Source organism: Metabacillus bambusae (genome assembly GCF_017497975.1).
Classification (GTDB): domain Bacteria; phylum Bacillota; class Bacilli; order Bacillales; family Bacillaceae; genus Metabacillus; species Metabacillus bambusae.
This window is the reverse complement of record NZ_JAGDEL010000028.1, coordinates 40,952-65,902: the sequence shown is the minus strand read 5'-3', so window position 1 is coordinate 65,902 and position 24,951 is coordinate 40,952. Positions and strand designations below refer to the sequence as shown.

Here is a 24,951-nt window from a genome sequence, read left to right as displayed (position 1 = left end):
TCCTGAGCCAGGATCAAACTCTCCAATAAAGTGTTTGATATAGCTCATAAGTTTGTACTATATAGTACGTTGTTTTGTTAATTAAAAATTAACGTTGGCACGCTTGGTTTTGTTTAGTTTTCAAAGAACTTTTTATTTATCTGCCCAAAAGCGACTTCTTTAATATAACATTTAACTCTATTAAAAGTCAAGAATTAATTTGTTATTTTAAAATTCAGTAGCTCTGATTGGCTGACTTTAAGAAGTATATCAGCATTACTGAATGGAGTCAACACAAACAGAGCATTTTTTTATAATAATTCCTCGATAAAGAGTTCACTTTTATTTTTCAAGGCAATAATCTCCCCAGTTTGTGCAGACCTTATTATCGGTCTAGTTGGATATTGTTCATCGACAAATACGATTTCCGCTTCTAACCCATTCGAAAGTTTCACTTTTGTACCTGCTGAAAATTTGATAAGTGCCTTTTTTAACTCATTTACCACTTTTAAATCGAATTTCCCAAAGTCATCTTGAATGATTTGTTCTAATACTTTAAATGGAGATTGTTTACTACGATAAGGTCTAACAGATACCATTGCTTGATATGTATCTGCAAGAGCAACAATATTGCTATATGGATGTAATTGTTCTCCTTTAACACCTAGAGGATAACCACTGCTATCAATTCTTTCATGATGCTGTAAAACCCCCATCTTCACCCCTTCTTTTATTGAAGTAATATTTTTCAATAGATTATAGCTATGAATAGGGTGTTGTTTAATATCTTTATATTCACGCTCAGTTAATGTCACCTTTTTTGTCATAATATTTGGGCTTATTTTTGCCATCCCACAATCACATAATAGACCAGTTAATGCAATTTGGTTTATATCCCCCTGTTTGTACTCTAACTTCTTAGCCAAAAATGCACTCAGCAAGGCGACTGAAACAGAATGATGATAAATGTATTCCTCTTGTTTACTATAAAGATATAATTTAAGTATTTCCTCTTCATGATCCCCCAGCTTACTTACTAATGGAAGTATAACTTGTCTCACTTTTGTTATATCTATTAAGGCACCAGATTGCCATCCTATATAGAGTTGTTTGTAGGATAGGACTGTGTCGTTATAAAGTTGATAGAATGATTTATTATGTTCTATTTCTACCTTTTCTTCTTCTTTTACTTTTTGTTTTTCATCCAGCATATAGGATGGTTGAAAAACTTTACCATCTTCAAGAATACTTTCTACTTCAACCTCATTAATTAAAAAGGCTTGTAAAGCTTCTTTAATATGCTTTGAAACTACTGTATTTTTGCAAGCCAAAAGTTTATTTGAAGCTGATACTATATTTTTTGAAAGAATACAACCCTCTTTTAATTGATCAATATAAATTTTCACCGGTATCCCCCCTCTGTTTATTATATATTTAAATAGGAGCAAATGTTTATAAAAAATGTAAGATTATAGTGATTTTTCTACTATTATTTTCTAATATATGGTTATTTTATAGTTATTTGGTTATACAAAGTACTTTATTTTTCACAAAAAAAGACTAACCCGTTTTAATGAGTTAGTCTTTTGCACCTTATTCTTATTCTGGTGTTTCTGGTGTTTCTGGTGTTTCTGGTGTTTCTGGTGTTTCTGGTGTTTCTGGTGTTTCTGGTGTTTCTGGTGTTTCTGTTAATTCTCCTTCTTCTACTTCCTCTGTCTCTTGATCTTCTTTTTCAACAAGAGCGACTGTAGATACAACTACATTTTCATCCAATTTAATTAACTTAACACCTTGTGTATTTCTTCCCATAGTGGAAATAGTAGCTACATCCATACGGATTAAAACACCACTTGCTGTAATAAGCATTAAATCTTTTTCACCTGTAGCAGCTTTAACAGAAACAACAGGACCGTTTTTCTCTGTAATATTACATGTCTTTAATCCTTTACCACCACGGCTTTGAACTCTATACTCTTCAGAAGGCGTACGTTTTCCATATCCATTGCTTGTAACAATTAATACGTCAACACCTTCTTCGAGAATCTCCATACCTACTACTTCATCATCTTCATCGAGAGATATCCCTTTAACACCAGTAGCTGTACGACCCATAGAACGAACATCTGTTTCAGGGAATCGGATAAGCATACCTTTTTTGGTTCCAATGATAATATTCTTAGAACCATCAGTTAGTTTAACCGATATTAGTTCATCCGCTTCTCGTAAACTCACTGCAATTAAACCATTATTTCTTATATTGGCAAATTGAGATAATGGGGAACGTTTAGAGACTCCCTCTTTTGTTGTAAAGAATAAGAACCAATCATCTACAAACTCAGATACAGGTATTATTGCATTTACCCATTCACCTTTTTCAACACTTAAAAGGTTAATGATTGGGAGACCTTTAGCTGTCCTGCTATATTCAGGAATTTCATAGCCCTTTGCTCGATAAACCTTTCCTTTGTTCGTAAAGAAAAGAATAGTATCGTGCGTTGAAGTCGTAAGGAGCTGTGCAACGAAGTCATCTTCATTCGTCCCCATTCCTTGAATACCTCTTCCTCCGCGTTTTTGACTACGGTATGTTGATACTGGAAGACGTTTAATATATCCATTATGTGTTAACGTAATGACGATATTCTCAACAGGTATTAAATCTTCATCTTCTATATTTTCAATTCCACCTGCTAATATTTCAGTACGACGTTCATCATTGAATCGTTCCTTAATTTCAGTAAGTTCTTCTCTGATAATCATAAGTACTTTTTCTTCATCGGCCAGAATTGCTTTTAATTCTGCAATTAATTTTACTAGTGACTGATATTCTTCTTCAATTTTTTCTCTCTCTAAGCCTGTTAATCTTTGAAGCCTCATATCTAAAATTGCTTGTGCTTGCTTCTCACTTAGTGAAAATTGCTCCATTAATCCATTTCGAGCAATTTCCGTTGTTTGTGAACTACGGATAAGTGCAATAACTGCATCTAAATGATCCAGTGCAATTCGTAATCCTTCAAGAATATGAGCACGCGCTTCAGCTTTTCTTAATTCAAAAGCTGTTCTACGCTTAATCACAACTTTTTGATGTTCTAAGTAATAATAAAGCATTTGCTTAACATTAAGAACCTTTGGATGACCATCAACTAGCGATAACATATTAATACCAAAACTAGTCTGTAAGGCTGTCTGCTTGAAAAGGTTGTTCAAAAGGACGTTTGCATTTGCATCCTTCCTTACCTCGATAACAACTCGCATACCATTACGGTCTGATTCATCACGTAAATCTGTTATACCATCAATTTTTTTATCTCGAACAAGTTCTGCTATCTTTTCAACAAGCTTTGCCTTGTTTACTTGATAAGGTAATTCCTTAACTATGATCACTTGTTTGCCTGATGGTTTTTCTTCAATCTCAACCTTGGCTCTAATCGTGATTGATCCACGACCAGTTTCATAAGCCTTTCGTATCCCACTTCTTCCAATAATTTGTCCACCTGTTGGGAAATCAGGGCCTGGAATAATTTCCATTAATTCAGGTATTGATATATCTGGTTCCTTACTAAGTGCAAGGACACCATCAATAACTTCACCCAATTGGTGTGGTGGAATATTTGTTGCCATACCTACAGCGATTCCAGTAGCACCGTTAACAAGTAAGTTCGGAAATCGAGCTGGAAGTACAATTGGTTCTCTTTCTGAGCCATCATAGTTATCCTGGTAATCAATCGTGTCTTTGTTTATGTCACGAATTAATTCCATTGAAATTTTAGACATACGGGCCTCAGTGTAACGCATTGCTGCTGCTGAATCTCCATCAACAGAACCAAAGTTACCATGTCCATCAACTAACATGTAACGGAAATTGAAATCTTGAGCCATACGTACCATTGTTTCATAAACAGCTGAATCACCATGTGGATGATACTTACCAATTACTTCACCAACGATACGTGCTGATTTTTTAAATGGTTTATCTGACGTCATACCTAAATCATTCATTGCATAGAGAATACGACGATGTACAGGCTTTAACCCATCCCGAACATCTGGTAAAGCACGTGAAACAATAACACTCATCGCATAACCTAAAAAGGACTCACGCATTTCGGTACTAATATTTCTATCTATGACGTGTGAGTTTTGATTTTCCGACATACTAAGATAACCTCCCTTAGTTCTATTCGCATTTTAAATTGGGAGAGCCAAATAAATGTATAAAACGTATTAATAATTACTACCCAATTGAAGATAAATCCATCTAATAGTCTACTCTCCATTATATCAATGTTAGAGAGAGATTACACATCAATTTCCTAGAATAATAATAGTTAGTAGGATTTACTTAAAATATTTAGAACTCCACTCACTATCTGATCGTAAATTATCAAATAGTGGGAATCGTAATATGATTATCAAAAAACACCTCACCGTATAATGAGGTGCTTCTTAAATTAAATATCTAGATTTTTAACATATTGTGCATTTTCTTCAATAAAGTTTCGGCGAGGTTCTACCTTATCACCCATTAATGTATCAAATGTTTCATCAGCATCAATAGCATCTTCTAAAGTGACTTGGAGTAATGTACGTGTTCCTGGATCCATTGTTGTTTCCCATAACTGTCCAGGATTCATCTCTCCTAAACCTTTATAGCGCTGAATACCAGGCTTAGGCTGCTGTGGCATATCTGCAAGATACTCATCAAGCTGGCGATCATTATATGCATACTCAATTCGCTTACCTTGTTGTATCTTGTATAGTGGCGGTTGAGCAATATAGATAAAACCTTGTTCAATAATCTGTCGCATATAACGATAAAAGAAGGTAAGTAATAATGTACGAATATGTGCACCATCTACATCGGCATCAGTCATGATGACAACTTTATGATAGCGTGCTTTCGTAATATCAAAATCCTCACCAATTCCAGTACCTAGTGCAGTAATAATCGCTCTAATTTCATTGTTGGAGAGAATTTTATCCAGTCGAGCCTTTTCGACATTAATAATTTTTCCCCTTAATGGGAGGATTGCTTGGAAATGTCTATCCCTACCTTGCTTAGCAGAACCTCCTGCTGAATCTCCCTCAACGACGTATATTTCACTAATAGTTGGATCCTTTGAAGAGCAGTCTGCTAGTTTCCCTGGGAGATTTGAAATTTCCAGTGCACTTTTTCTTCTCGTTAATTCACGTGCCTTTTTAGCGGCAAGACGGGCTCTAGCTGCCATTAAACCTTTTTCAACAATTTTTCTAGCTGTAGAAGGGTTTTCTAGTAAAAACTTATCAAATGCCTCTGAAAATACAGAATCTGTAACGGTTCTAACTTCTGAATTTCCTAGCTTTGTCTTTGTTTGCCCTTCAAATTGAGGATCAGGATGTTTTATAGAGATAATTGCTGTAATTCCTTCACGAACATCTTCACCAGAAAGATTATCATCATTTTCCTTGAAGATCTTATTTTTCCTAGCATAATCATTAATAACACGAGTTAAAGCAGTTTTAAATCCTGCTTCATGTGTTCCACCCTCATAGGTGTGAATATTATTAGCAAAAGAATATATATTACTTGTATAGCTATCATTATACTGAATGGCTACCTCAGTTGTAATCCCGTCTTTTTCACCTTCAATATACACTGGCTCATCATGGATTACTTCACGAGTACGATTTAAATGCTCAACGTAGGATTTAATTCCACCCTCATAGTAATATTCATTTTGACGTTTACTTTCACGTTTGTCTTCAATTGTTATTTTTAATCCACGATTTAAGAAAGCTAACTCTCTTATTCGATTCGCAAGGATTTCATACTCATATTCTGTTGTTTCAGTAAAAATTTCTGGATCTGGTTTAAAATGAGTAATTGTACCAGTAACATCAGATTCACCAATTACTTTTAAATCAGCTGCAGGAACACCCTTTTCAAATTTTTGAAAATGAACCTTACCTTCACGATGTACGGTAACATTTAATTCAGTTGAAAGAGCATTAACTACAGATGCACCAACACCATGAAGCCCACCAGATACCTTGTAGCCTCCACCACCGAACTTCCCTCCGGCATGTAAAACCGTCATAATGACTTCAACTGCTGGACGTCCCATTTTCTCATGAATACCTACTGGAATACCACGTCCATTATCCTTAACAGTTATACTATTATCTTCTTCAATAATTACATTAATCTCATTACAAAATCCAGCTAACGCTTCATCTATACTATTATCAACAATTTCCCATACAAGATGATGGAGCCCTTTTGAACTAGTAGATCCGATATACATACCAGGGCGTTTTCGTACCGCCTCTAAACCCTCTAATACTTGAATCTGATTTTCATCGTATGTTTGCTGTTGAACTTTATTTTCTTCCATCGTCACACTGATCACCTACACTTTTCCTAAAGCAGTCTTTTACCATGAGAACTTTTAGTTAATTATCTATATCAAAAGCAACTTGTGCTCGTTTTTTTAACGTGTTTGACGACAACGGGGAAAAATAGATCTTATCCATCGTTACAATCACTGATTTTGCTTCACCATTTGTAAGTTGAACAATTTTACTCTCTTGTTTATTAAAAAACTCAGAAACAATTGTTGAAGCCTGTGAAGATTGACGATCTAATATCATGACAACCTCTTTGGAAGGGACAACAAAATTGTCACCTAGATGAATATACACGTTAATCACCTCATTTATCGTCTGAAAGCTTTCCTGTTTTGACATGGAAAGTAGCTGCCTCTTTTAACGTTTGATGGTCAATCCCTTCGACACTAGTAGTCGTGACAAAGGTTTGTACCTTTCCTTGGATCGTATTCAATAAGTGAGATTGCCTAAAGTCATCTAACTCAGATAATACGTCATCAAGCAAAAGGATTGGATATTCTCCAATCTCATTGTGGATCAAATCTATTTCAGCTAACTTCAACGATAGAGCAGTGGTTCTTTGTTGACCTTGTGAACCATACGTTTGGACATCATGATCATTTACATAAAAAACTAGGTCATCTCTGTGAGGTCCAGCTAACGTAGCACCCCGTTCGATTTCCTTCTCTCTTATTTTAGCAAATTTTTGTTCATATGCTTCTATCATTTTCGTCAAATCATTGTCTTCTGATACGTCAATAGACGGTTTATATTTAATAACTAACGTTTCTAATCCTCTACTAATTCCCGAATGAATAGGTTGTGCCCATTTTTGTAGTTCTGAAATAAACTGTAATCGTTTATAAATAATCTTTGCTGCTGCTTCACTCAGTTGAGCTGTTAATACATCCAGCATCGTTCGATCTGTTTGCTTTCGCATCTGCAACAACTTTAAATAATGATTACGTTGCTGCATGATCTTTTGATAACGACTTAAATCATGAAGATAAATGGCTGACATTTGACCAATTTCCATATCTATAAATCTTCTTCTCACTTGAGGGCTGCCTTTTACTAAATTTAAATCCTCAGGTGCAAACATAATGACATTCATTGCCCCAATATATTGACTCAACTTTTCTTGTTCAAGATGATTCAATTTAGCCTTTTTACCTTTTTTTGAAATAACTAATTGGAGAGCAGTTGATCGATTATACTTTTCAACACTACCCTCTATTTTAGCATATTCTTCGTCCCAACGAATTAATTCTTTATCATTTGACGTTCGATGTGATTTCGCCATGGCTAATACAAAGATTGATTCCATTACATTTGTTTTCCCTTGTGCATTTTCACCAAGGATAACATTGACTTTATTTTCAAACTGGATCGTCAAGTCTTCATAATTACGGTAATTTTTTAAATTCAGCTCTTTTATATACAAATTTTGTACACCAACTTTAGTTTTTCACGATATATGTGCCAAAATCAGGAATATAAACCATGTCACCATCTCTTAGTTTTTTCCCTCGACGGTTTTCCGGTTCATTATTTACAAAGATCTCATACTCCCCTAAAAACCATTTTGCCATTCCGCCCGATTGTATCACTTCTGCTAGTTTTAAAAATTGTCCTAGTGTAATAAACTCTGTTTCAATCTTTACTGGCTTCGCCATAGTGAACCACCTTTCTTCAGTAGTCTCTAACTTTATATTTTACTAAAAACTTAACTAAAAATACAACTCTCCTAGTACTTTGAACTCTATGTCCATTCCACACGTACAAAATATTATACATTTTTAATAGTGCAGTTCTGAATACCCATACAACTTTCCTGCCTTCTAAAACAGAAAAGAGGCTGACATAAGTCAGTCCTCTTAAATCCATATTTTTTTATAAGATTAATACGTTCTTACAGGTAAGATAAGTTGCAGCATAGAATCATCCTGTGTTGTTCGTATAACAAAAGGTCTCATTGCTCCTGTAAAATTGATAATAATTTCAGTTCCTTCAAGAGCTTTTAATGCATCCATAACATATTTAGCACTGAAGGAAATCTTTAATTCCTCACCTTGAATTTCTGATGATTGAATTTCCTCACTAACCTTACCGATTTCTGGTGAGTTAGATGATATTTCAATCATTCCATCTGTAATTGTAGAAAGCTTAACAACATTATTTCTAGCTTCTTTGGCTAGTAATGATGCACGATCAATTGCTTGTAAAAATTCCTTCGAATTAATTGTCATATTTGTTTTACTTTCTGAAGGGATTAAGCGTGAAGTGTCAGGATAATTTCCGTCTAGTAAACGTGAGAAAAATAATAGATTCTTTGCTTTAAATAAAACTTGATTTTCTGTAATAACAATTTCAACTAAATCACTTGTGTCATCTAAGATTTTACTCAGTTCGCTTAAGCTTTTTCCTGGAATAACAACATTATATAAACTTTGACTTTCTGTATTGATTGCCGCTTTTCTTAAAGCTAAACGATGACTATCTGTTGCGATGCATATTAGCTCACTGTTTTCCAATTTCCAATTAACACCTGTTAAAATCGGTCTAGTTTCTGATGTTGATACAGCAAATACTGTTTGACGTATCATCGCCTTTAACAAATCAGTAGGTATCTTGAACATATTTTCTTCTTCAATTTGTGGTAAATGAGGATATTCTTCAGCATCTAATCCGTTTAAGCTAAATTCTGCTTTTCCTGACCGAATCATTGTTGAGTGCTGGTTACCTACTTCAATTTCGACAATATCCATTGGTAACTTCTTAACAATTTCACTAAAGAATCTAGCTTGTAAAACAACACTACCACTTTGTTGGATTTCTACAATTTCATTCCCATCTTCCTCAACAGGAATAAAAGATTCTATTGAGATATCAGAGTCACTACCTGTTAAAGTAACTCCCTCTGAATTAGCAACAATTTTTATACCCGTCAAAATAGGAATTGTTGTTCTTGATGATACGGCCTTCATTACGTCTTGAACACTTTGAACTAATTGATCACGTTGAATAATGAATTTCATGGAAGAATTCCTCCTTTTTTTAAAATTAGGTTATATATTTATTTTTTAAAAATATAGTAGAAGTACTAGTAGGGCCTGTGGAAATGTGGATAACTAGTATAAACGAAAGGAAACACAGCCTATCCACATGTGGACAGACTGTGTATATATCTGCATTAGTTATTCACACTATTCAGGTTCATTTATTCTTTTTAGGAGCCTTTAATTAATCCTGTTATATCTTTTAATTGTCTTTGTAGCTGTTCATCACTCTGAAGCATTTTAGAAATTTTTTCATGAGCATGGATCACTGTAGTATGATCTCGACCACCAAATTCTTCTCCGATTTTAGGAAGAGATGAATCTGTTAATTCCCTCGATAAATACATAGCAATCTGACGTGGGAAAGCTACGGATTTTGTCCGCTTTTTAGCTTTGAAATCCTCTAATTTCACCTGGAATTCTTGACCAACTATTCGTTGAATATCACTAATTGAAATCATTTTCGGCTTAGAATTTGGAATAATATCTTTTAATGCCTCCGCAGCTAAATCCGCATTGATATCTTTATTAATCAAAGATGAATAAGCAACAACTCGAATAAGAGCTCCTTCTAATTCTCGAATGTTTGAATCAATTTGATTTGCAATATAAAGCATGACTTCATTTGGTATATCTAGTCCTTCAGCTTTTGCTTTTTTTCTTAAAATAGCAATTCTTGTTTCTAAATCTGGAGGGGTAATGTCAGTAATTAAGCCCCACTCAAACCGTGACCGAAGTCTGTCCTCGAGAGTAGGTATTTCCTTTGGTGGACGGTCACTGGAAATGATAATTTGTTTGCTTTCCTCATGCAAAGTATTGAATGTATGGAAAAATTCTTCTTGTGTTGATTCTTTTCCAGCAAGGAATTGAATATCATCAATTAAAAGAACATCAACACTTCTATATTTATTCCTAAAGTCAACCGCTTTATTGTCACGGATCGAGTTTATGAATTCATTTGTAAATTTTTCAGAGGATAGGTAAACGATTTTTGCAGAAGGATTATGATTCATTACATAATGTCCAATGGCATGCATTAAGTGAGTTTTACCTAATCCAACTCCTCCATAAATAAACAAAGGATTATATGCTTTTGCAGGTGCCTCAGCTACTGCTAATGATGCAGCGTGAGCAAATCTGTTACCTGATCCAATAACAAATGTATCAAACGTATACTTAGGATTAAGCATACTTTGTGGTATTTCATTTTGTTCATCGTTATTGTTATTTATTTGTTTAATTGGAGAATTCGGCACAAATTCATCATCCCTTTGATTTTGGGGAATAATAAATTTTATAAGGAACTCTTCACCCGTTAGTTGGTAGATGGTATCAGCAATTAAATGTAGGTACCTGGATTCCAACCAATCTCTTGCAAACTCATTTGGAGCCGTAATGGTTAGGGTGTCACCTTTAATAGTATGTGCCTTTGTTGACTTAAGCCATGTTTCATAGCTAGGCTTACTTATTTTCTTTTCTATCTCTCCAAGAGCTTTACTCCAAAGTTCGGAAATGTTCTCCATGTAATGGTTTGTCCCTCCTTTACCTAAGCACCATTGCTGTTTGTATAACCTTTGTACAAGGTGCGAATATTCATGTATAAACATACAAACGTAAAAAATGTGCATAAATATATAATATAGTAAAAAAACGTCTTTTCGACAAAACCCAAGTAATGTGGACAACAATTTACACAGGGTGTTTATAAACTATTCACATGTTATCCACAGATTGTGGATAACGTAAATTTGGATATTAGTTATTAAGAGTGAAAACACAAATATAATATCAGAATAAAGCTAGAGATGCAACGGTTTTTACAAACTTATCCACATAACTAATCATTTGTTGAAGGAAATTGTCCACAATAGGCTAAGTTGTGAAAAACTTGTCGATAACATATGTGGATACTGCAGAAACGTGTCGAATTGTTATCCACAGATCATTGAAACTATACAAAGGATTTAATTTCTTTGTTAAACTCGGTTGTTGATTTCCACTGCAGGTTCACGTAACCGTTCCAATCAAGAAATAGTTTTTGTTTTAAAAGCAACAATCTTTTAGAAAAGAGACAATAAGAATGAGTGGTTGACAATTCATACATTCACTCACTATAATTAGTAAGACTGTCTTTAACTGTTATTCCTCAGGGAGGTGTCATATATGAAACGTACTTATCAACCAAATAAACGTAAACGTAGTAAAGTTCATGGTTTCCGTAGCCGTATGAGCACAGCTAATGGACGTAAAGTTCTTGCTCGCCGTCGTCGCAGAGGAAGAAAAGTATTATCAGCATAGGCCACTGAAAAATCAGTGGTCTTTTTTTGCAGATAAGAAAGTTTAAGTTTTTAAGCTTAGTTTGAGCGTCTTATTTGCCTGATTTTTGAACAAGGCGCTTGATCTTTTCTTAACAAATAAAAAACCACCACATCTTTTAGTGGAAATGAAAGAGAAGGAACGATTTTACTTGAAAGATGAACAATATCTAAAAGTTTGTTTAAATCGTTTTTATTTCAGACATAATGATGGTGAGAATTCTGCTAGTGGGAAAGTGGGAGCAGAACATACCGGAGTGAAACAAAATGAGAAGGAAATATAGAATTAAAAAGAATAAAGATTTTCAAACTGTGTTTAAGCAGGGGAAATCGATAGCAAACAGACAATTTGTTATTTATATATTACAAAGATCGGAAGAACAAGAATTTCGAATTGGATTATCTGTTAGTAAAAAAATTGGAAATGCAGTGACGAGAAATCGAGTAAAGCGCTTAATTCGACAATTTTTTTTAGAAGAGAAGCACCGTATTGCAAGTGGTAGAGAGTATATTATTATTGCAAGAAAACCTGCTGCAGACATGGGTTACCATGAAGTGAAAAGTAGTTTAAACCACTTGTTCAGAAAAGCAAAAAGCTATCAGACTAAATGAGTGTAGAAATTTGTAGAAATGATCTTAGTGAAAACTTTTTTATATAAAAGAAAAATCATTATAAAAATGATAAGATATAAATTATGTGAAACTTTTTCTTTTCTTTAACGTATGAATTGTATCTATCTATTGGTTAGGAGGAAAAAAGGTTTGAAAAGGCGCGTACTTTTAATATTGGGGTTAGTAAGTGTTTTAACCCTGTTAACTGGATGTACAGAGGTAAATGTTCCGATTACATCTGAAAGTGAAGGATTTTGGAATTCGTATATCGTATATCCTTTATCTCAATTAATTACATATTTTGCTGAAATAACTGGTGATAATTATGGAATAGCAATTGTCTTAGTAACAATCATTATTCGTTTAGCAATTTTACCGTTAATGATTAAACAAACAAAGAGCTCTAAAGCAATGCAAGCAATCCAGCCTGAAATGCAAAAGTTGAAAGAGAAATATAGTTCAAAGGATCAACAAACACAACAAAAGCTACAGCAGGAGACAATGGCTTTATTTCAAAAGCATGGTGTTAATCCACTTGCTGGTTGTTTCCCATTAGTTGTTCAAATGCCTATCTTGATCGGTTTTTACCATGCAATTATGAGAACAGAAGCAATAGCTGAACATACATTCCTTTGGTTTGATTTAGGTGAGAGAGATCCATTCTTTATCCTTCCACTTGTTGCAGGTGCAACAACATTCATCCAACAAAAGATGATGATGGCGGGAACAGCAAATCAAAATCCACAAATGGCAATGATGCTTTATATTATGCCGATTATGATTATTGTTTTTGCGATTAGTTTCCCGGCAGCACTTTCGTTGTATTGGGTAGTTGGTAACCTATTTATGATTGTACAAACTTATTTTGTAAAAGGGCCTGAACTAAAAGCAGCAAAAGATGGAGGAAATAAGAAGTGAAAGAGATAACTGCTAATGGACTTACCGTCAATGAAGCAGTAGAAGTAGCATTAAAGCAATTAGAAGCAACAAGAGAAGAAGTAGAAATTACAGTTTTAGATGAAGGTAAAAAGGGCATTTTCGGCATTTTTGGAAAAAGGTCTGCTAGTGTTAAAGTTAAGATTATTAATGATCCTGTAAAGGAAGCTCATCTATTTCTTTCTAATGTAACGAAGAAAATGGGAATTGATGCTGAAATTAAGATAAAACGGGCAGGTAAAGTTGTCACTTTTCAACTATCAGGTGACAAAATGGCTGTTTTAATCGGAAAAAGAGGACAAACATTAAATTCCCTTCAGTATTTAACACAATTAGTTGCAAATCGTTATTCTAATTATTATTTGCAAATTGTCATTGATGCTGAGAATTACCGAGAAAGAAGAAAAGATACCCTTAACCAATTAGCAGCTCGATTAGCTCGGCAAGTTATTCGTACATCAAAGAATGTTTCGTTAGAACCAATGCCTTCTTATGAACGGAAAATTATTCATGCTGCATTATCTGAATTTAAAGAATTAAAAACATATTCTGTTGGAGAGGAACCAAATCGCCATTTGGTTATTTCTCTAAAAGCAAAGACTGACTCTAAATAGAGTTGGTCTTTTTTTGGGCTGTTTTCGTACACTTTGTTGCTATTTACCATGAAATGCGTGTGGTTGATTGCAGCGAGAGATGCTCGCTTTCCGCGGGGCGGGCGGTGAGCCTCCTCGACGTAAACGCCTGCGGGGTCCCACCTGTCCCGCTGCTCCCGGAGGAGTCTCGCAATCCGTTCCAATCAACCTTCAACAGTTTTCGTTTTAAAAGCAACAATCTCTTAGAAAAGAGCCTTTTTTTTTCTATAGAAATCTTTGCAATTTTTTAATTCGGCTAAGTGCTCCATTTTGGATCCAGGATTATGTCGAAAAATGTTGATTATTGATAAGTTTATACCGAATAGGAGAATTTTCATCTCAATTTTAAAGGCAAATTTCGCTTTATGTTAATAACTCAACAAAGTGGAATTTACTATTAAGAGCAAATATTGTTATTAACATGTGGATAAGTTAAAATAAAGAAAGGAATGTTTAGATTAGAATGAATTGTGGATAACAATAAGGTGATTTTGCTTTCTTATCAAAGTGAAATATGCTATCTTAAAATTTTGGTCAAAGCTTATGAGGAAAAAGGAAAGTATTCATATAGATAATTGAAATAAGAGAGGTGATCGTAAAAATGGAGTTAGATACAATCGCAGCGATATCTACGCCCTTAGGTGAAGGAGCAATAGCAATTGTAAGATTAAGTGGAGATGAAGCAATTGACATTGCAGACAAGCTATTCAAAGCTCCTTCAAATAAGAGGCTAACAGAGGTAGACTCCCATACGATCCATTACGGTCATATGATAGATCCGACGACAGGTGATGTTGTTGAGGAAGTTATGGTTTCTTTGATGAAGGGACCAAAGACGTTTACTAGAGAAGATGTTATTGAAATAAACTGTCATGGTGGGTTAGTGACTGTAAACCGGGTTTTGCAATTGGTTGTTAAAAATGGTGCAAGACTAGCAGAACCTGGAGAGTTTACAAAGCGGGCATTTTTAAATGGACGTATTGATTTATCTCAAGCAGAGGCAGTAATGGATTTAATTCGTGCAAAAACAGATCGAGCGATGAATGTTGCCTTAGGACAAATGGAAGGTAGGCTTTCAAAGCTTGTTCAAAAGCTAAGACAAGAGATTTTAGAAACATTAGCACATGTTGAGGTTAATATTGATTATCCTGAGTATGATGATGTAGAAGAAATGACACATAAAATGCTGGTTGAAAAAGCAACTTATGTCCAAAGTGAAATTAATAAACTTTTGCAGACATCTGGGCAAGGGAAAATTTTAAGAGAAGGTTTATCAACGGTTATTATCGGTCGACCGAATGTTGGAAAATCATCCTTACTTAATAGCCTTGTTCATGAAAATAAGGCTATTGTAACAGATATCCCTGGAACAACTAGAGATGTAATAGAAGAATATGTGAACGTTAGAGGAGTTCCGCTTCGGTTAGTAGATACAGCAGGTATTCGCGAGACTGAGGATATTGTTGAACGAATTGGTGTAGAACGATCAAGAAAGGTATTAAAGGAAGCAGATCTAATCCTTCTTGTATTAAATTATCATGAGGAGCTTTCCCATGAAGATGTTCAACTATTTGAAGCAGTAAAAGGGATGGATATTATCGTTATTGTTAATAAAACTGATCTTGAACAAAGCATAGATCTAGAGCAAGTAAAAGATCTAGCCTCTGGAAGACCTGTTGTTACAACCTCATTACTAGAGGAAAAGGGAATAGATGAATTAGAGGAAGCGATAGGTTCACTATTTTTTCAAGGCAATCTACAAAGCAATGATTTAACATATGTATCAAATTCACGCCATATCGCATTATTAACATCTGCACAAACATCTATTAACGAAGCATTAATAGGAATTGAAGAAGGCATTCCTATTGATATTGTTCAAATAGATTTAACACGTTGCTGGGAGCAGCTTGGTGAAATAATTGGAGATTCTGTTCACGAAAGCCTAATTGATCAGCTATTTTCGCAATTTTGTTTAGGGAAGTAGAAAAACGGAAGCACCTGCTTAGCGACGAATGGACTGGAGCGCTCCCAATGAGATAAAGGAAACACGAAGAGCGAAAGCGATTCGATGTTGACTTAGCGTATAAGGAGAGCGAAGTCCATAAGTCGTTGGGTGCTGTAGCTAGACAAAATAAAATAAAAGCGGAAGCGTACGTTTAGCGTTGTAGCTAAATACTGACACTAAGTATTAAATAGATAAATATTTATTTTAAAAAGGAGGTTATTAAATGTCTTATCATGCCGGGGATTATGATGTGATTGTCGTTGGTGCAGGTCATGCTGGTTGTGAATCTGCGCTTGCTTCTGCAAGAATGGGAGCAAAAACACTTGTAATCACAATAAATTTAGACATGGTGGCATTTATGCCATGTAACCCATCCGTCGGTGGACCTGCAAAAGGGATTGTCGTTCGGGAAATAGACGCCTTAGGCGGCGAAATGGGTAAAAATATAGATAAAACACATATTCAAATGAGAATGTTAAACACAGGAAAGGGTCCAGCAGTAAGAGCCCTACGTGCACAAGCAGATAAATTTGCTTATCAGCACGAGATGAAGAAAACGTTGGAAAATGAAAAAAATCTAACGTTACTTCAAGGAATGGTTGATCGTTTAGTTGTTGAGGACGGAATATGTAAGGGGATTGTTACACAAACGGGTGCAGAGTATTCTGCGAAAGCAATAGTTTTAACGACAGGTACTTTCTTAAGAGGAGAAATCATTTTAGGAGAGCTTAAATATTCAAGTGGCCCAAATAATCAGCAGCCTTCCATCAAGTTATCTGAACACTTGCAAGAGCTAGGCTTTGATCTAGTAAGATTTAAAACAGGAACACCACCGCGTGTTAATAGTCATTCAATTGATTACAGTAAAACAGAAATTCAACCAGGTGATGAAGTTCCGCGTGCTTTTTCTTATGAAACGACAAAATACATTACAGATCAGCTTCCATGCTGGTTAACGTATACGAGTACAGAAACACATCAAATAATTGATAATAATTTGCATCGGTCACCTATGTATTCAGGGATGATTAAAGGAACCGGTCCGCGTTATTGTCCATCTATTGAAGATAAAGTAGTCCGGTTCAATGATAAACCTCGTCACCAAATATTTTTAGAGCCTGAAGGAAGAAATACTCAAGAGGTTTATGTTCAAGGTCTTTCAACAAGCTTGCCAGAGGATGTACAACAACAAATATTAAAAACAATACCTGGTCTTGAAAAAGTTCAAATGATGAGAGCTGGCTATGCAATTGAATATGATGCAATCGTTCCAACACAGCTTTGGCCGACTTTAGAAACAAAAAATATTTCATCATTATTTACAGCAGGACAAATTAATGGTACATCAGGATATGAAGAAGCTGCAGGCCAAGGATTGATGGCAGGGATTAATGCTGCTCAAAAAGCGTTAGGTAAAGAAGAAGTAATATTAGGCAGATCTGACGCTTATATTGGGGTTCTAATTGATGATTTAGTAACGAAAGGGACAAATGAGCCTTATCGTCTATTAACGTCAAGAGCAGAATATCGCTTGTTGCTTCGTCATGATAATGCTGATTTACGTCTAACTGACGTTGGTAAAAAGATTGGATTAATATCTAAAGAGCGCTTTGAAAAATTCACAAATAAAAAACATGCGATTGAGCAAGAAAAACTTCGATTGAATTCAGTAATTATTAAACCAAATCAGGAAACTCAACAATTAATTCTTTCAGTTGGTGGAAGTGAATTAAAGGATGGAATTAGAGCTTCTGATTTACTAAAACGACCAGAGATGACGTATGAACATATAAACCAGCTTGTTCCATCAGAAGTAGAGATCGATGCAGATGTTGCAGAACAGGTAGAGATCCAAATAAAGTATGAAGGCTATATCGAAAAATCTTTACAACAAGTTGAAAAGCTAAAAAAGATGGAGAACAAAAAAATCCCGGAAAATATTGATTATGATGCAATTAACGGTTTAGCAACGGAAGCAAGACAAAAACTAAAAGAAGTAACACCATTATCTGTTGCACAGGCATCACGTATAGCAGGGGTTAACCCAGCAGATGTATCAATTCTGTTGGTATACCTAGAGCAAGGTCGAATTGCACGAGTTTCTAATCAATAAATAGAAAGGTTTTGATTATGGATACAGAATTATTTCAGTCAAGTTTAGCGGAGAAAGGAATTGTCCTTTCTCCGCAGCAAATGGATCAATTTGATTTATATTTCAATTTGCTAGTAGAATGGAACGAAAAAATGAACTTAACGTCGATCACAGAAAAAAAGGAAGTGTACCTAAAACACTTCTATGATTCGATATCGGCTGCTTTTTATTTTGATTTTTCAAAACCACTTTCTATTTGTGATGTCGGAGCGGGTGCGGGTTTTCCAAGTATACCAATTAACATTTGCTTTCCACATTTACGTGTATCTATTGTAGACTCACTACAAAAAAGAATTAATTTCTTATTTCACTTAGCACAAGAATTAGGTTTAAAAGATGTTCAACTATTTCATGACCGAGCTGAAACTTTTGGTCAAAATAAAGAGCATAGAGAGTCATTTGATATTGTAACTGCTAGAGCTGTTGCTAGGCTATCTGTACTAAGTGAATTGTGTATACCGTTGGTTAAAAAGGATGGTTTCTTTATTGCCATGAAAGCTGCAGCAGCAAAGGATGAACTAGAGGCTGGTGAAAAGGCACTTAAAGTTTTAGGTGGGAAAGTTCAAGAAATTCACTCATTTGAACTACCTATAGAAAATAGTGAACGTACAATCTTAGTTATTGAAAAAATAAAAGGGACGCCTAAAAAATATCCTAGAAAACCTGGAACACCAAATAAGCTTCCTATAGAGTAAATGTTTCACATGAAACATTTACTGGAACTTTTAAGTATTTTGCAGGAAATAATGAAAGAAAAAGAGAATATTAAAATTGGTAGTTTTTAAAGGTGGTGTAGGCTCATGAAGCATCCATTTTCTCGCTTTTTCGGTTTGGGAGAAAAAGAAGCAGAACAAGTTGTAGTTGATGAAATAAAAGATGAAATAATAGAGGAAGAACAACAACATAGGGAAGAGGTTAAGAAAATCCTAATACAGGATATTGTTCCTAATCGCTTCCAGCCACGTACCGTTTTTTCTAATGAAAAGATAGAGGAATTAGCGTTAACTATTCGTACACATGGGATTATTCAGCCAATAGTCGTTCGAGAAATAGATGGGAAATTTGAGATCATTGCTGGTGAGAGACGCTTTCGAGCTGTACAAACCCTCGGTTGGGATGATATTCCTGCGATTGTAAAGGAATTTAATGATACAGAAACAGCAAGTGTTGCATTGATTGAGAATCTCCAAAGGGAAGAGTTATCTTCAATAGAAGAAGCAGTTGCCTATGCTAAACTGCTTGAATTGCATAATCTCACACAAGAAGCTTTAGCTCAGCGACTTGGTAAAGGCCAATCTACAATAGCGAATAAGCTACGCTTACTAAAACTTCCCCAAGACGTACAGGATGCTTTATTGCAAAAGGTAATAACTGAGCGCCATGCACGTGCTCTTATTCCATTAAAGGATCCTGAGTTGCAAACAAAATTGTTAACAGAGATAATCGAGAGGCAACTAAATGTTAAACAAACAGAGGATCGCGTAGTTAAGCTCCTTGAAAAAAATAATGTTAAGCCGAAACCAAAACGTAAAGCATTTAGTAGAGATACAAGAATTGCAATGAATACAATTCGCCAATCGTTAACAATGGTTGCTGATAGTGGCGTTAAGTTAAATACAGAAGAAGAAGAGTTTGAAGAATACATTCAGTTTACGATAAAGATACCTAAATAGTATTTAGTTTTGATTTATACTTTTATTAGATGGTTTTATATATTGATTTTTAATAAATGTAAGTACGAAGGACTGGCTTGGTGTCAGGCCTTTTTTTCTATTGTCTATAAAACTATAAAATTGTTGAAATGTGGATAATCATTTTGACATCCAGCTCCTGCGGGAGAGTGGGACAGGTGAGGTCCCACAGGCGCTGTGTGCCGAGGATGTTCACCGCGCGCCCCGCAGAAAGCAACCATCCTCTCACTGCAGTCAACCAATCACCAATACTTGTATTATAGCAACAAAGTTTGTGAAAACAGACTAATTATTTCACTCATCATTCAATTTTCTCCTATGTAGAAAATACTAATATAGAAGAAATCAGAAAAAAGACAAACCTTTCTAGTCGTTTCATGATAAAATAAAAAAATGATAAAGAAAGATTAACGAATAAGATAGTAAGCTCTTTTTACTTAGTTTTTTGGTGTTTATCATCAGCAGTCTGACTTTGTGAAAAGTCGGATATCTGGACTCTCTAGGATTAGGTCACTTATGAGTAGAAGGTAAAGAATACCTTCTATTCATGTGCGTCTTATTCTCCTGAGGTTGTATAAGGAACTTACACTTTTGAACGTATAACATCTTTGTGTCTAGATCTGAAGTATAGGACGTGCAAGTGCAGTCAGTGCGATTGAACGTCGCGTTAATTGACTGCCAGCTACGTATGAACTTCATACTCCACTAACGATAAGTCAACATCGAATCGCTTTGCTCTTCGTGTTTCCTTCATCTCTCATAGGGAGTGCTCAAGTTCATACGTTGCTAACGGCGCTTGCGCTTTTCTTATTAGAGATGAAAGCAGGTGACATCGTGGGAAAGATTATTGCCATCGCAAACCAAAAAGGTGGAGTCGGTAAAACAACGACCTCTGTAAATTTAGGTGCTTGCTTAGCATACATCGGTAAACGAGTGCTTCTCGTCGATGTTGACCCACAAGGTAATGCAACTAGCGGTATTGGTATTGAAAAAGCCGATGTCGAGCATTGCATTTATGATATTTTAGTAGATGATGTAGATGTAAAGGAAGTTATTAAGCAAACTGCAGTAGAAAATTTAGATATAATTCCAGCTACTATTCAGTTAGCGGGAGCAGAAATAGAGCTTGTGCCAACTATTTCCCGAGAAGTAAGATTAAAAAGAGCACTAGAGTCAGTTAAACACCAATATGATTATATGGTAATTGATTGTCCTCCTTCATTAGGCTTGCTCACGATAAATGCATTAACTGCATCAGATGCAGTTTTAATTCCAGTGCAATGTGAATATTACGCATTAGAAGGTTTAAGCCAGTTACTTAACACTGTTCGTCTTGTTCAGAAGCACTTAAATACAGAGTTAATGATTGAAGGAGTTCTATTAACAATGCTTGATGCCAGAACAAACTTAGGTATTCAGGTTATTGATGAAGTAAAGAAATATTTTCAGGATAAGGTTTATAAAACGATTATTCCAAGAAATATTCGTTTAAGCGAAGCACCAAGTCATGGCCAACCAATTATCATTTACGATCCAAGGTCTAGAGGAGCAGAAGTTTATTTAGATTTGGCAAAGGAAGTGGTTGTTAATGGCTAGAGGTTTAGGTAAAGGGCTTAATGTAGGAAAGGGACTCAATGCTTTTTTTCCAGAAATGAAGGTAGGACAGGAAGAAACGATTCAAGAAATTAAGCTAAAAGAAATACGTCCTAACCCATATCAGCCGCGTAAAACCTTTGAACAGGAAGCAATCAATGAATTAAAGGAATCCATTTTACAGCACGGTATTTTACAACCAATTGTTGTACGTAAAAGTATAAAGGGTTATGAAATCGTAGTTGGTGAGCGACGTTTTCGTGCTGCAACAGAGGCCAAATTAACTGCTATACCAGCTGTAATAAGAGACTTATCAGAGCAACAAATGATGGAGTTGGCTCTATTAGAGAACTTACAGCGTGAGGACCTAACACCAATTGAAGAGGCCCAAGCATATCAGACGTTAATGGAGCAGCTAAACTTTACTCAAGAGGCACTAGCTAAACGTCTGGGGAAAAGCCGACCACATATTGCTAACCATATTAGACTTCTTAGCTTACCAAAACCAATTCAACAACTTATATCAGAGGGTAAGCTGTCAATGGGGCATGGACGGACGCTTCTTGGACTTAAGAATAAAGACAAGCTTAACGCACTTGTAGAAAAAATCATTCGTGAGCATATGAATGTTCGGCAATTAGAATTAATTGTCCAACAATTAAATAATGTTTCACGTGAAACCAAAAAGAAAAAGCCAGAAAAAGATGTTTTTATAAAGGAACGGGAATCCTATTTACAAGAATATTTTGGAACATCTGTTACGATTAAGAAACAAAAGAAAAAAGGGAAAATTGAAATTGAATTTTTCTCTCAGGATGATTTAGACCGCATATTAGAATTATTGCAGGCACAACAGTCATCCTAAGAGACTTTTCTTTTTATAAGCTGGCTCTTAAATGAGTCAGTCTTTTTTTGTCTAGGAAATGACCATTCCTGTAAAATGGAAAGACGCTCGTCAACTAGCCCATACTTACACAAGACATTGTAAGTTAATTCCCCATAAATTTTCCAAGTAGTTCTCCCAACTCACATTAGCTGTTTACATATAAAGAAAGGTGGAGTCTTTTTGGTGTTATTTGGAAGTATTGTAAATGCAGTAGGAATAATAGTAGGAACAATTATTGGTTTATTACTTAGAAAAATACCTGATCAAATGAAACAAACTGTTATGATTGCAATCGGCCTTTCCGTTGTAGTCCTTGGGATTGATATGGCATTAAAAAGTGACAATTTTTTCATTGTAATTGTTAGTTTAGTAGTAGGTACAATAGTAGGTGAGTGGCTAAGGATTGAGGATTACCTACATCGAATAGGAAATGCTCTTGAACTAAAAATAGGTAAGTCTCAAAGTGGAAATATCGCACAAGGCTTTGTTACAGCAACGTTAATCTTTGTTGTTGGTGCAATGGCTATAGTTGGAGCACTTGATAGTGGCCTAAGACAAGATCATTCTGTTCTTTTAACTAAGTCGATGATTGATGGATTCACGAGTATCGTGTTAGCAAGCACGCTTGGAATCGGTGTGTTATTTTCAGCTCTTCCTGTCTTTTTATATCAAGGAGGCATAGCGTTATTTGCAAATGTCATTCACCAATTTCTATCAGACTCTCTTTTGAATTTGTTAATTGCTGAGCTCACTGCAACAGGTGGTGTGTTAATTTTGGCAATAGGTATTAATATGCTAGGAATTAAACAAATCAAAGTGGCAAATTTACTTCCAAGTATTTTAGTTGTTACAATAATTGTTTTATTTCAATACCATTATTAAAGAACTATATTTACACTGCATAAGAAAAGTGCAGTGTTTTTTTATTTAGGTAATATGTCAATTGTTTCTGTACGATTTAGTTAATCGCAGAATCTTGATCAGATAACCAGTCACGACGTATGGAGAGTCGCTTTTCTAGGTATTGCTTCTCCGCTTCAATTAATCCCTTTGAAATAATATCAGCCATACTCATGACTAGATGTAAGCGAGTATTTTGCAAAACAAAGAATTCCATAAAACCACTAACATTAACAATGCCTGTTATATGCATATTACCTACAGCTGGTAACTCCTTATTTACGCCAGCACCAGGCTTTATTGACCCTTCAGCAACTTGAACATAGCCAACGCTTTTTAATCGTCCTAAGCATGCATCAATGGCAATAATAAACGGATTTCTATGTTTTTCTTTAATAAACTCCAATGTTTCTTCTAAATTAACAGCATGTACAGGGTCTTTCAATGTACCGTAGACGTGGAAATGTGATAATTCACTTTGTATGTTAAAACCTACAAGAGGACCTAAACAATCTCCGGTAGATCGATCTGTTCCTATACATACAATAACAATAGGTTTTATAAATAGTTTCGGAAGGTTATCGATAATCTGATTTGATAAGATTTGAGCTGCTTGCTGTTCTTCATAATAAACGCGATCAAACTTATTATCTGATTGAAAAAGTCCTGTTTTTAGATTCATAGATTTCACTCCCGCATCATAGTAGTAACAGTATACGGAAGAATGTTCATTTCTATACATCTTCGTTGCAATTAGGACAGCCTTATGAGGTGATGGGAAAATGAAGTCAGGCTTAAAATGGATGTTTTTGATTTTAGGAACTATTATTGGAGCAGGGTATGCATCAGGGAGAGAAATATGGCAATTTTTTGGATTTGAAAGCGGACTAGCTATCTGTATTTTTGCCGTTATTTTTATCATAGCTGTCTATGTCATTATGAAAATTAGTTATGAAGAGAAGACACATCATTTTTTTCCAGTTCTAGAAAAATTAGTAGGTAGAAAACTTTCGTACGTTTATGATGTTTTAATTGTGGTCTACCTCTTTAGTACAACAATTGTTATGATTGCAGGCGGTGGTGCTACACTCGAAGCCTTTTTAGTCCCATATTGGGGAGGAGTCATCTTCTTTTCAGTACTATTAGTGCTTCTATTTGTTGGTAATATAAATGGCATTATTAGGCTGAATGTTGTGATCATTCCTTTATTAGTATTGGGGTTATTTTATGCATTGTTGTCGTTTAATCACTATAATCATCATTCATGGGTTTTAGATTTAACTAAGCAATATAATTGGCCTTCAGCCTTTACCTTTACTTCGCTAAATATATTACCGCTAATTGCCGTTTTATCTGCAATTGGAAAAGAAATTAAGAGTCTGAAGGAAGCAAAAATAGCTAGTATAGGAAGTGGAGTTGTTTTGGGAGGAATTTCATTTATTTACAATGAAACATTAGTTCAAATGGCTGATTATCTAGCTGAATATGAAATACCATTATTTGCAATATTAAAAGGGTCACCATTTGCAATTTTTCTTTTTATGTCTGTCATGCTTTGGTTTGCAATTTATACCACTGCGGTTTCAGGGATATTTGGTATTGCTTCACGATTTAAGGAAGTTACAAATTTACCGTACTGGTTGATGGCACTAATCTTAGTCTTGCTTATGATTCCATTTACAAGCTTTGGTTTTGCAAATCTCGTTGCCATTTTGTATCCTTTATACGGATTAATTAACCTTTATCTCCTTATAACAATTTTGCTTTTTCCAATACTGAACCGTTATAAAACAGAATAGATTTTACAAATATAAATTGAGGCTGA

22 protein-coding genes are annotated in these 24,951 nt (G+C 35.1%); 13 read left to right on the top strand and 9 right to left on the bottom strand.

Annotation, left to right across the window (positions count from 1 at the left end):
• Positions 1-290: 290 nt before the first annotated feature.
• From I7822_RS25430 to dnaA, 8 genes are all read right to left on the bottom strand, one after another.
• Entirely contained in the window at positions 291-1,385 is a 1,095-nt protein-coding gene (locus I7822_RS25430; RefSeq protein ID WP_207981859.1) for an HD-GYP domain-containing protein, read from the bottom strand.
• A 193-nt stretch (positions 1,386-1,578) separates the two neighbouring features.
• Positions 1,579-4,131, bottom strand: coding sequence for a DNA gyrase subunit A (gene gyrA / locus I7822_RS25425; RefSeq protein WP_207981858.1), 2,553 nt, complete (start codon positions 4,129-4,131; stop codon positions 1,579-1,581).
• A 296-nt stretch (positions 4,132-4,427) separates the two neighbouring features.
• Complete coding sequence (gene gyrB / locus I7822_RS25420; protein ID WP_066338868.1) at positions 4,428-6,350, bottom strand: DNA topoisomerase (ATP-hydrolyzing) subunit B; 1,923 nt, start codon at positions 6,348-6,350, stop codon at positions 4,428-4,430.
• Positions 6,351-6,408: 58 nt separating this feature from the next.
• A complete protein-coding gene (remB, locus tag I7822_RS25415) occupies positions 6,409-6,657 on the bottom strand; it encodes an extracellular matrix regulator RemB (protein ID WP_066338865.1) in 249 nt (82 codons plus the stop codon).
• 10 nt (positions 6,658-6,667) lie between these two features.
• Positions 6,668-7,786 carry a DNA replication/repair protein RecF gene (gene recF, locus I7822_RS25410; protein WP_207981857.1) on the bottom strand — a complete coding sequence of 373 codons (1,119 nt, stop codon included), beginning with the start codon at positions 7,784-7,786 and terminating at the stop codon, positions 6,668-6,670.
• A 16-nt stretch (positions 7,787-7,802) separates the two neighbouring features.
• Entirely contained in the window at positions 7,803-8,018 is a 216-nt protein-coding gene (gene yaaA / locus I7822_RS25405; RefSeq protein WP_207981856.1) for a S4 domain-containing protein YaaA, read from the bottom strand.
• 225 nt (positions 8,019-8,243) lie between these two features.
• The gene (gene dnaN, locus I7822_RS25400; protein ID WP_207981855.1) at positions 8,244-9,380 is read right to left on the bottom strand and encodes a DNA polymerase III subunit beta; all 1,137 of its coding nucleotides are present in this window, start codon (positions 9,378-9,380) and stop codon (positions 8,244-8,246) included.
• A 191-nt stretch (positions 9,381-9,571) separates the two neighbouring features.
• Positions 9,572-10,924 carry a chromosomal replication initiator protein DnaA gene (gene dnaA, locus I7822_RS25395; RefSeq protein WP_207981854.1) on the bottom strand — a complete coding sequence of 451 codons (1,353 nt, stop codon included), beginning with the start codon at positions 10,922-10,924 and terminating at the stop codon, positions 9,572-9,574.
• A 640-nt stretch (positions 10,925-11,564) separates the two neighbouring features.
• On the opposite strand from dnaA, the gene rpmH reads away from it, so the two are divergent.
• The 12 genes from rpmH to I7822_RS25340 all read left to right on the top strand — a co-directional run bounded on the left by rpmH (position 11,565) and on the right by I7822_RS25340 (position 23,108).
• Positions 11,565-11,699 (top strand): 50S ribosomal protein L34, encoded by a 135-nt coding sequence (rpmH, locus tag I7822_RS25390; protein WP_026561635.1) that lies wholly within the window; start codon positions 11,565-11,567, stop codon positions 11,697-11,699.
• Positions 11,700-11,868: 169 nt separating this feature from the next.
• Positions 11,869-12,000 carry a hypothetical protein gene (locus I7822_RS30345; protein WP_279382018.1) on the top strand — a complete coding sequence of 44 codons (132 nt, stop codon included), beginning with the start codon at positions 11,869-11,871 and terminating at the stop codon, positions 11,998-12,000.
• Positions 11,984-12,328 carry a ribonuclease P protein component gene (gene rnpA, locus I7822_RS25385; RefSeq protein WP_207981853.1) on the top strand — a complete coding sequence of 115 codons (345 nt, stop codon included), beginning with the start codon at positions 11,984-11,986 and terminating at the stop codon, positions 12,326-12,328. The genes I7822_RS30345 and rnpA overlap by 17 nt, the downstream gene beginning before the upstream one ends.
• A gap of 150 nt (positions 12,329-12,478) precedes the next feature.
• Entirely contained in the window at positions 12,479-13,246 is a 768-nt protein-coding gene (spoIIIJ, locus tag I7822_RS25380) for a YidC family membrane integrase SpoIIIJ (protein ID WP_243459679.1), read from the top strand.
• The gene (gene jag / locus I7822_RS25375; protein WP_207981851.1) at positions 13,243-13,878 is read left to right on the top strand and encodes an RNA-binding cell elongation regulator Jag/EloR; all 636 of its coding nucleotides are present in this window, start codon (positions 13,243-13,245) and stop codon (positions 13,876-13,878) included. Before spoIIIJ ends, jag begins: the two co-directional genes overlap by 4 nt.
• Before the next feature lie 619 nt (positions 13,879-14,497).
• On the top strand, positions 14,498-15,883 hold the full coding sequence (gene mnmE, locus I7822_RS25370) for a tRNA uridine-5-carboxymethylaminomethyl(34) synthesis GTPase MnmE (RefSeq protein ID WP_207981850.1): 1,386 nt from the start codon (positions 14,498-14,500) through the stop codon (positions 15,881-15,883).
• A 244-nt stretch (positions 15,884-16,127) separates the two neighbouring features.
• Entirely contained in the window at positions 16,128-18,017 is a 1,890-nt protein-coding gene (mnmG, locus tag I7822_RS25365) for a tRNA uridine-5-carboxymethylaminomethyl(34) synthesis enzyme MnmG (RefSeq protein WP_207981849.1), read from the top strand.
• Between the two features lie 17 nt (positions 18,018-18,034).
• Positions 18,035-18,751: a 16S rRNA (guanine(527)-N(7))-methyltransferase RsmG gene (gene rsmG, locus I7822_RS25360; protein ID WP_207981848.1), complete on the top strand. Its 717-nt coding sequence runs from the start codon at positions 18,035-18,037 to the stop codon at positions 18,749-18,751.
• Positions 18,752-18,856: 105 nt separating this feature from the next.
• A complete protein-coding gene (gene noc / locus I7822_RS25355) occupies positions 18,857-19,729 on the top strand; it encodes a nucleoid occlusion protein (RefSeq protein ID WP_207981847.1) in 873 nt (290 codons plus the stop codon).
• An 852-nt stretch (positions 19,730-20,581) separates the two neighbouring features.
• A complete protein-coding gene (locus I7822_RS25350; RefSeq protein ID WP_207981846.1) occupies positions 20,582-21,343 on the top strand; it encodes a ParA family protein in 762 nt (253 codons plus the stop codon).
• Positions 21,336-22,205 carry a ParB/RepB/Spo0J family partition protein gene (locus I7822_RS25345; RefSeq protein WP_207981845.1) on the top strand — a complete coding sequence of 290 codons (870 nt, stop codon included), beginning with the start codon at positions 21,336-21,338 and terminating at the stop codon, positions 22,203-22,205. The genes I7822_RS25350 and I7822_RS25345 overlap by 8 nt, the downstream gene beginning before the upstream one ends.
• 201 nt (positions 22,206-22,406) lie before the next feature.
• Positions 22,407-23,108, top strand: a complete 702-nt coding sequence (locus I7822_RS25340) for a DUF554 domain-containing protein (protein WP_207981844.1) — start codon at positions 22,407-22,409, stop codon at positions 23,106-23,108.
• 76 nt (positions 23,109-23,184) lie between these two features.
• Here the strand turns inward: I7822_RS25340 and yyaC are convergent, their stop codons facing one another.
• A complete protein-coding gene (gene yyaC / locus I7822_RS25335) occupies positions 23,185-23,808 on the bottom strand; it encodes a spore protease YyaC (RefSeq protein WP_207981843.1) in 624 nt (207 codons plus the stop codon).
• Positions 23,809-23,908: 100 nt separating this feature from the next.
• On the opposite strand from yyaC, the gene I7822_RS25330 reads away from it, so the two are divergent.
• Positions 23,909-24,925: a YkvI family membrane protein gene (locus tag I7822_RS25330; RefSeq protein ID WP_207981842.1), complete on the top strand. Its 1,017-nt coding sequence runs from the start codon at positions 23,909-23,911 to the stop codon at positions 24,923-24,925.
• The last annotated feature ends 26 nt before the right edge of the window (positions 24,926-24,951 follow it).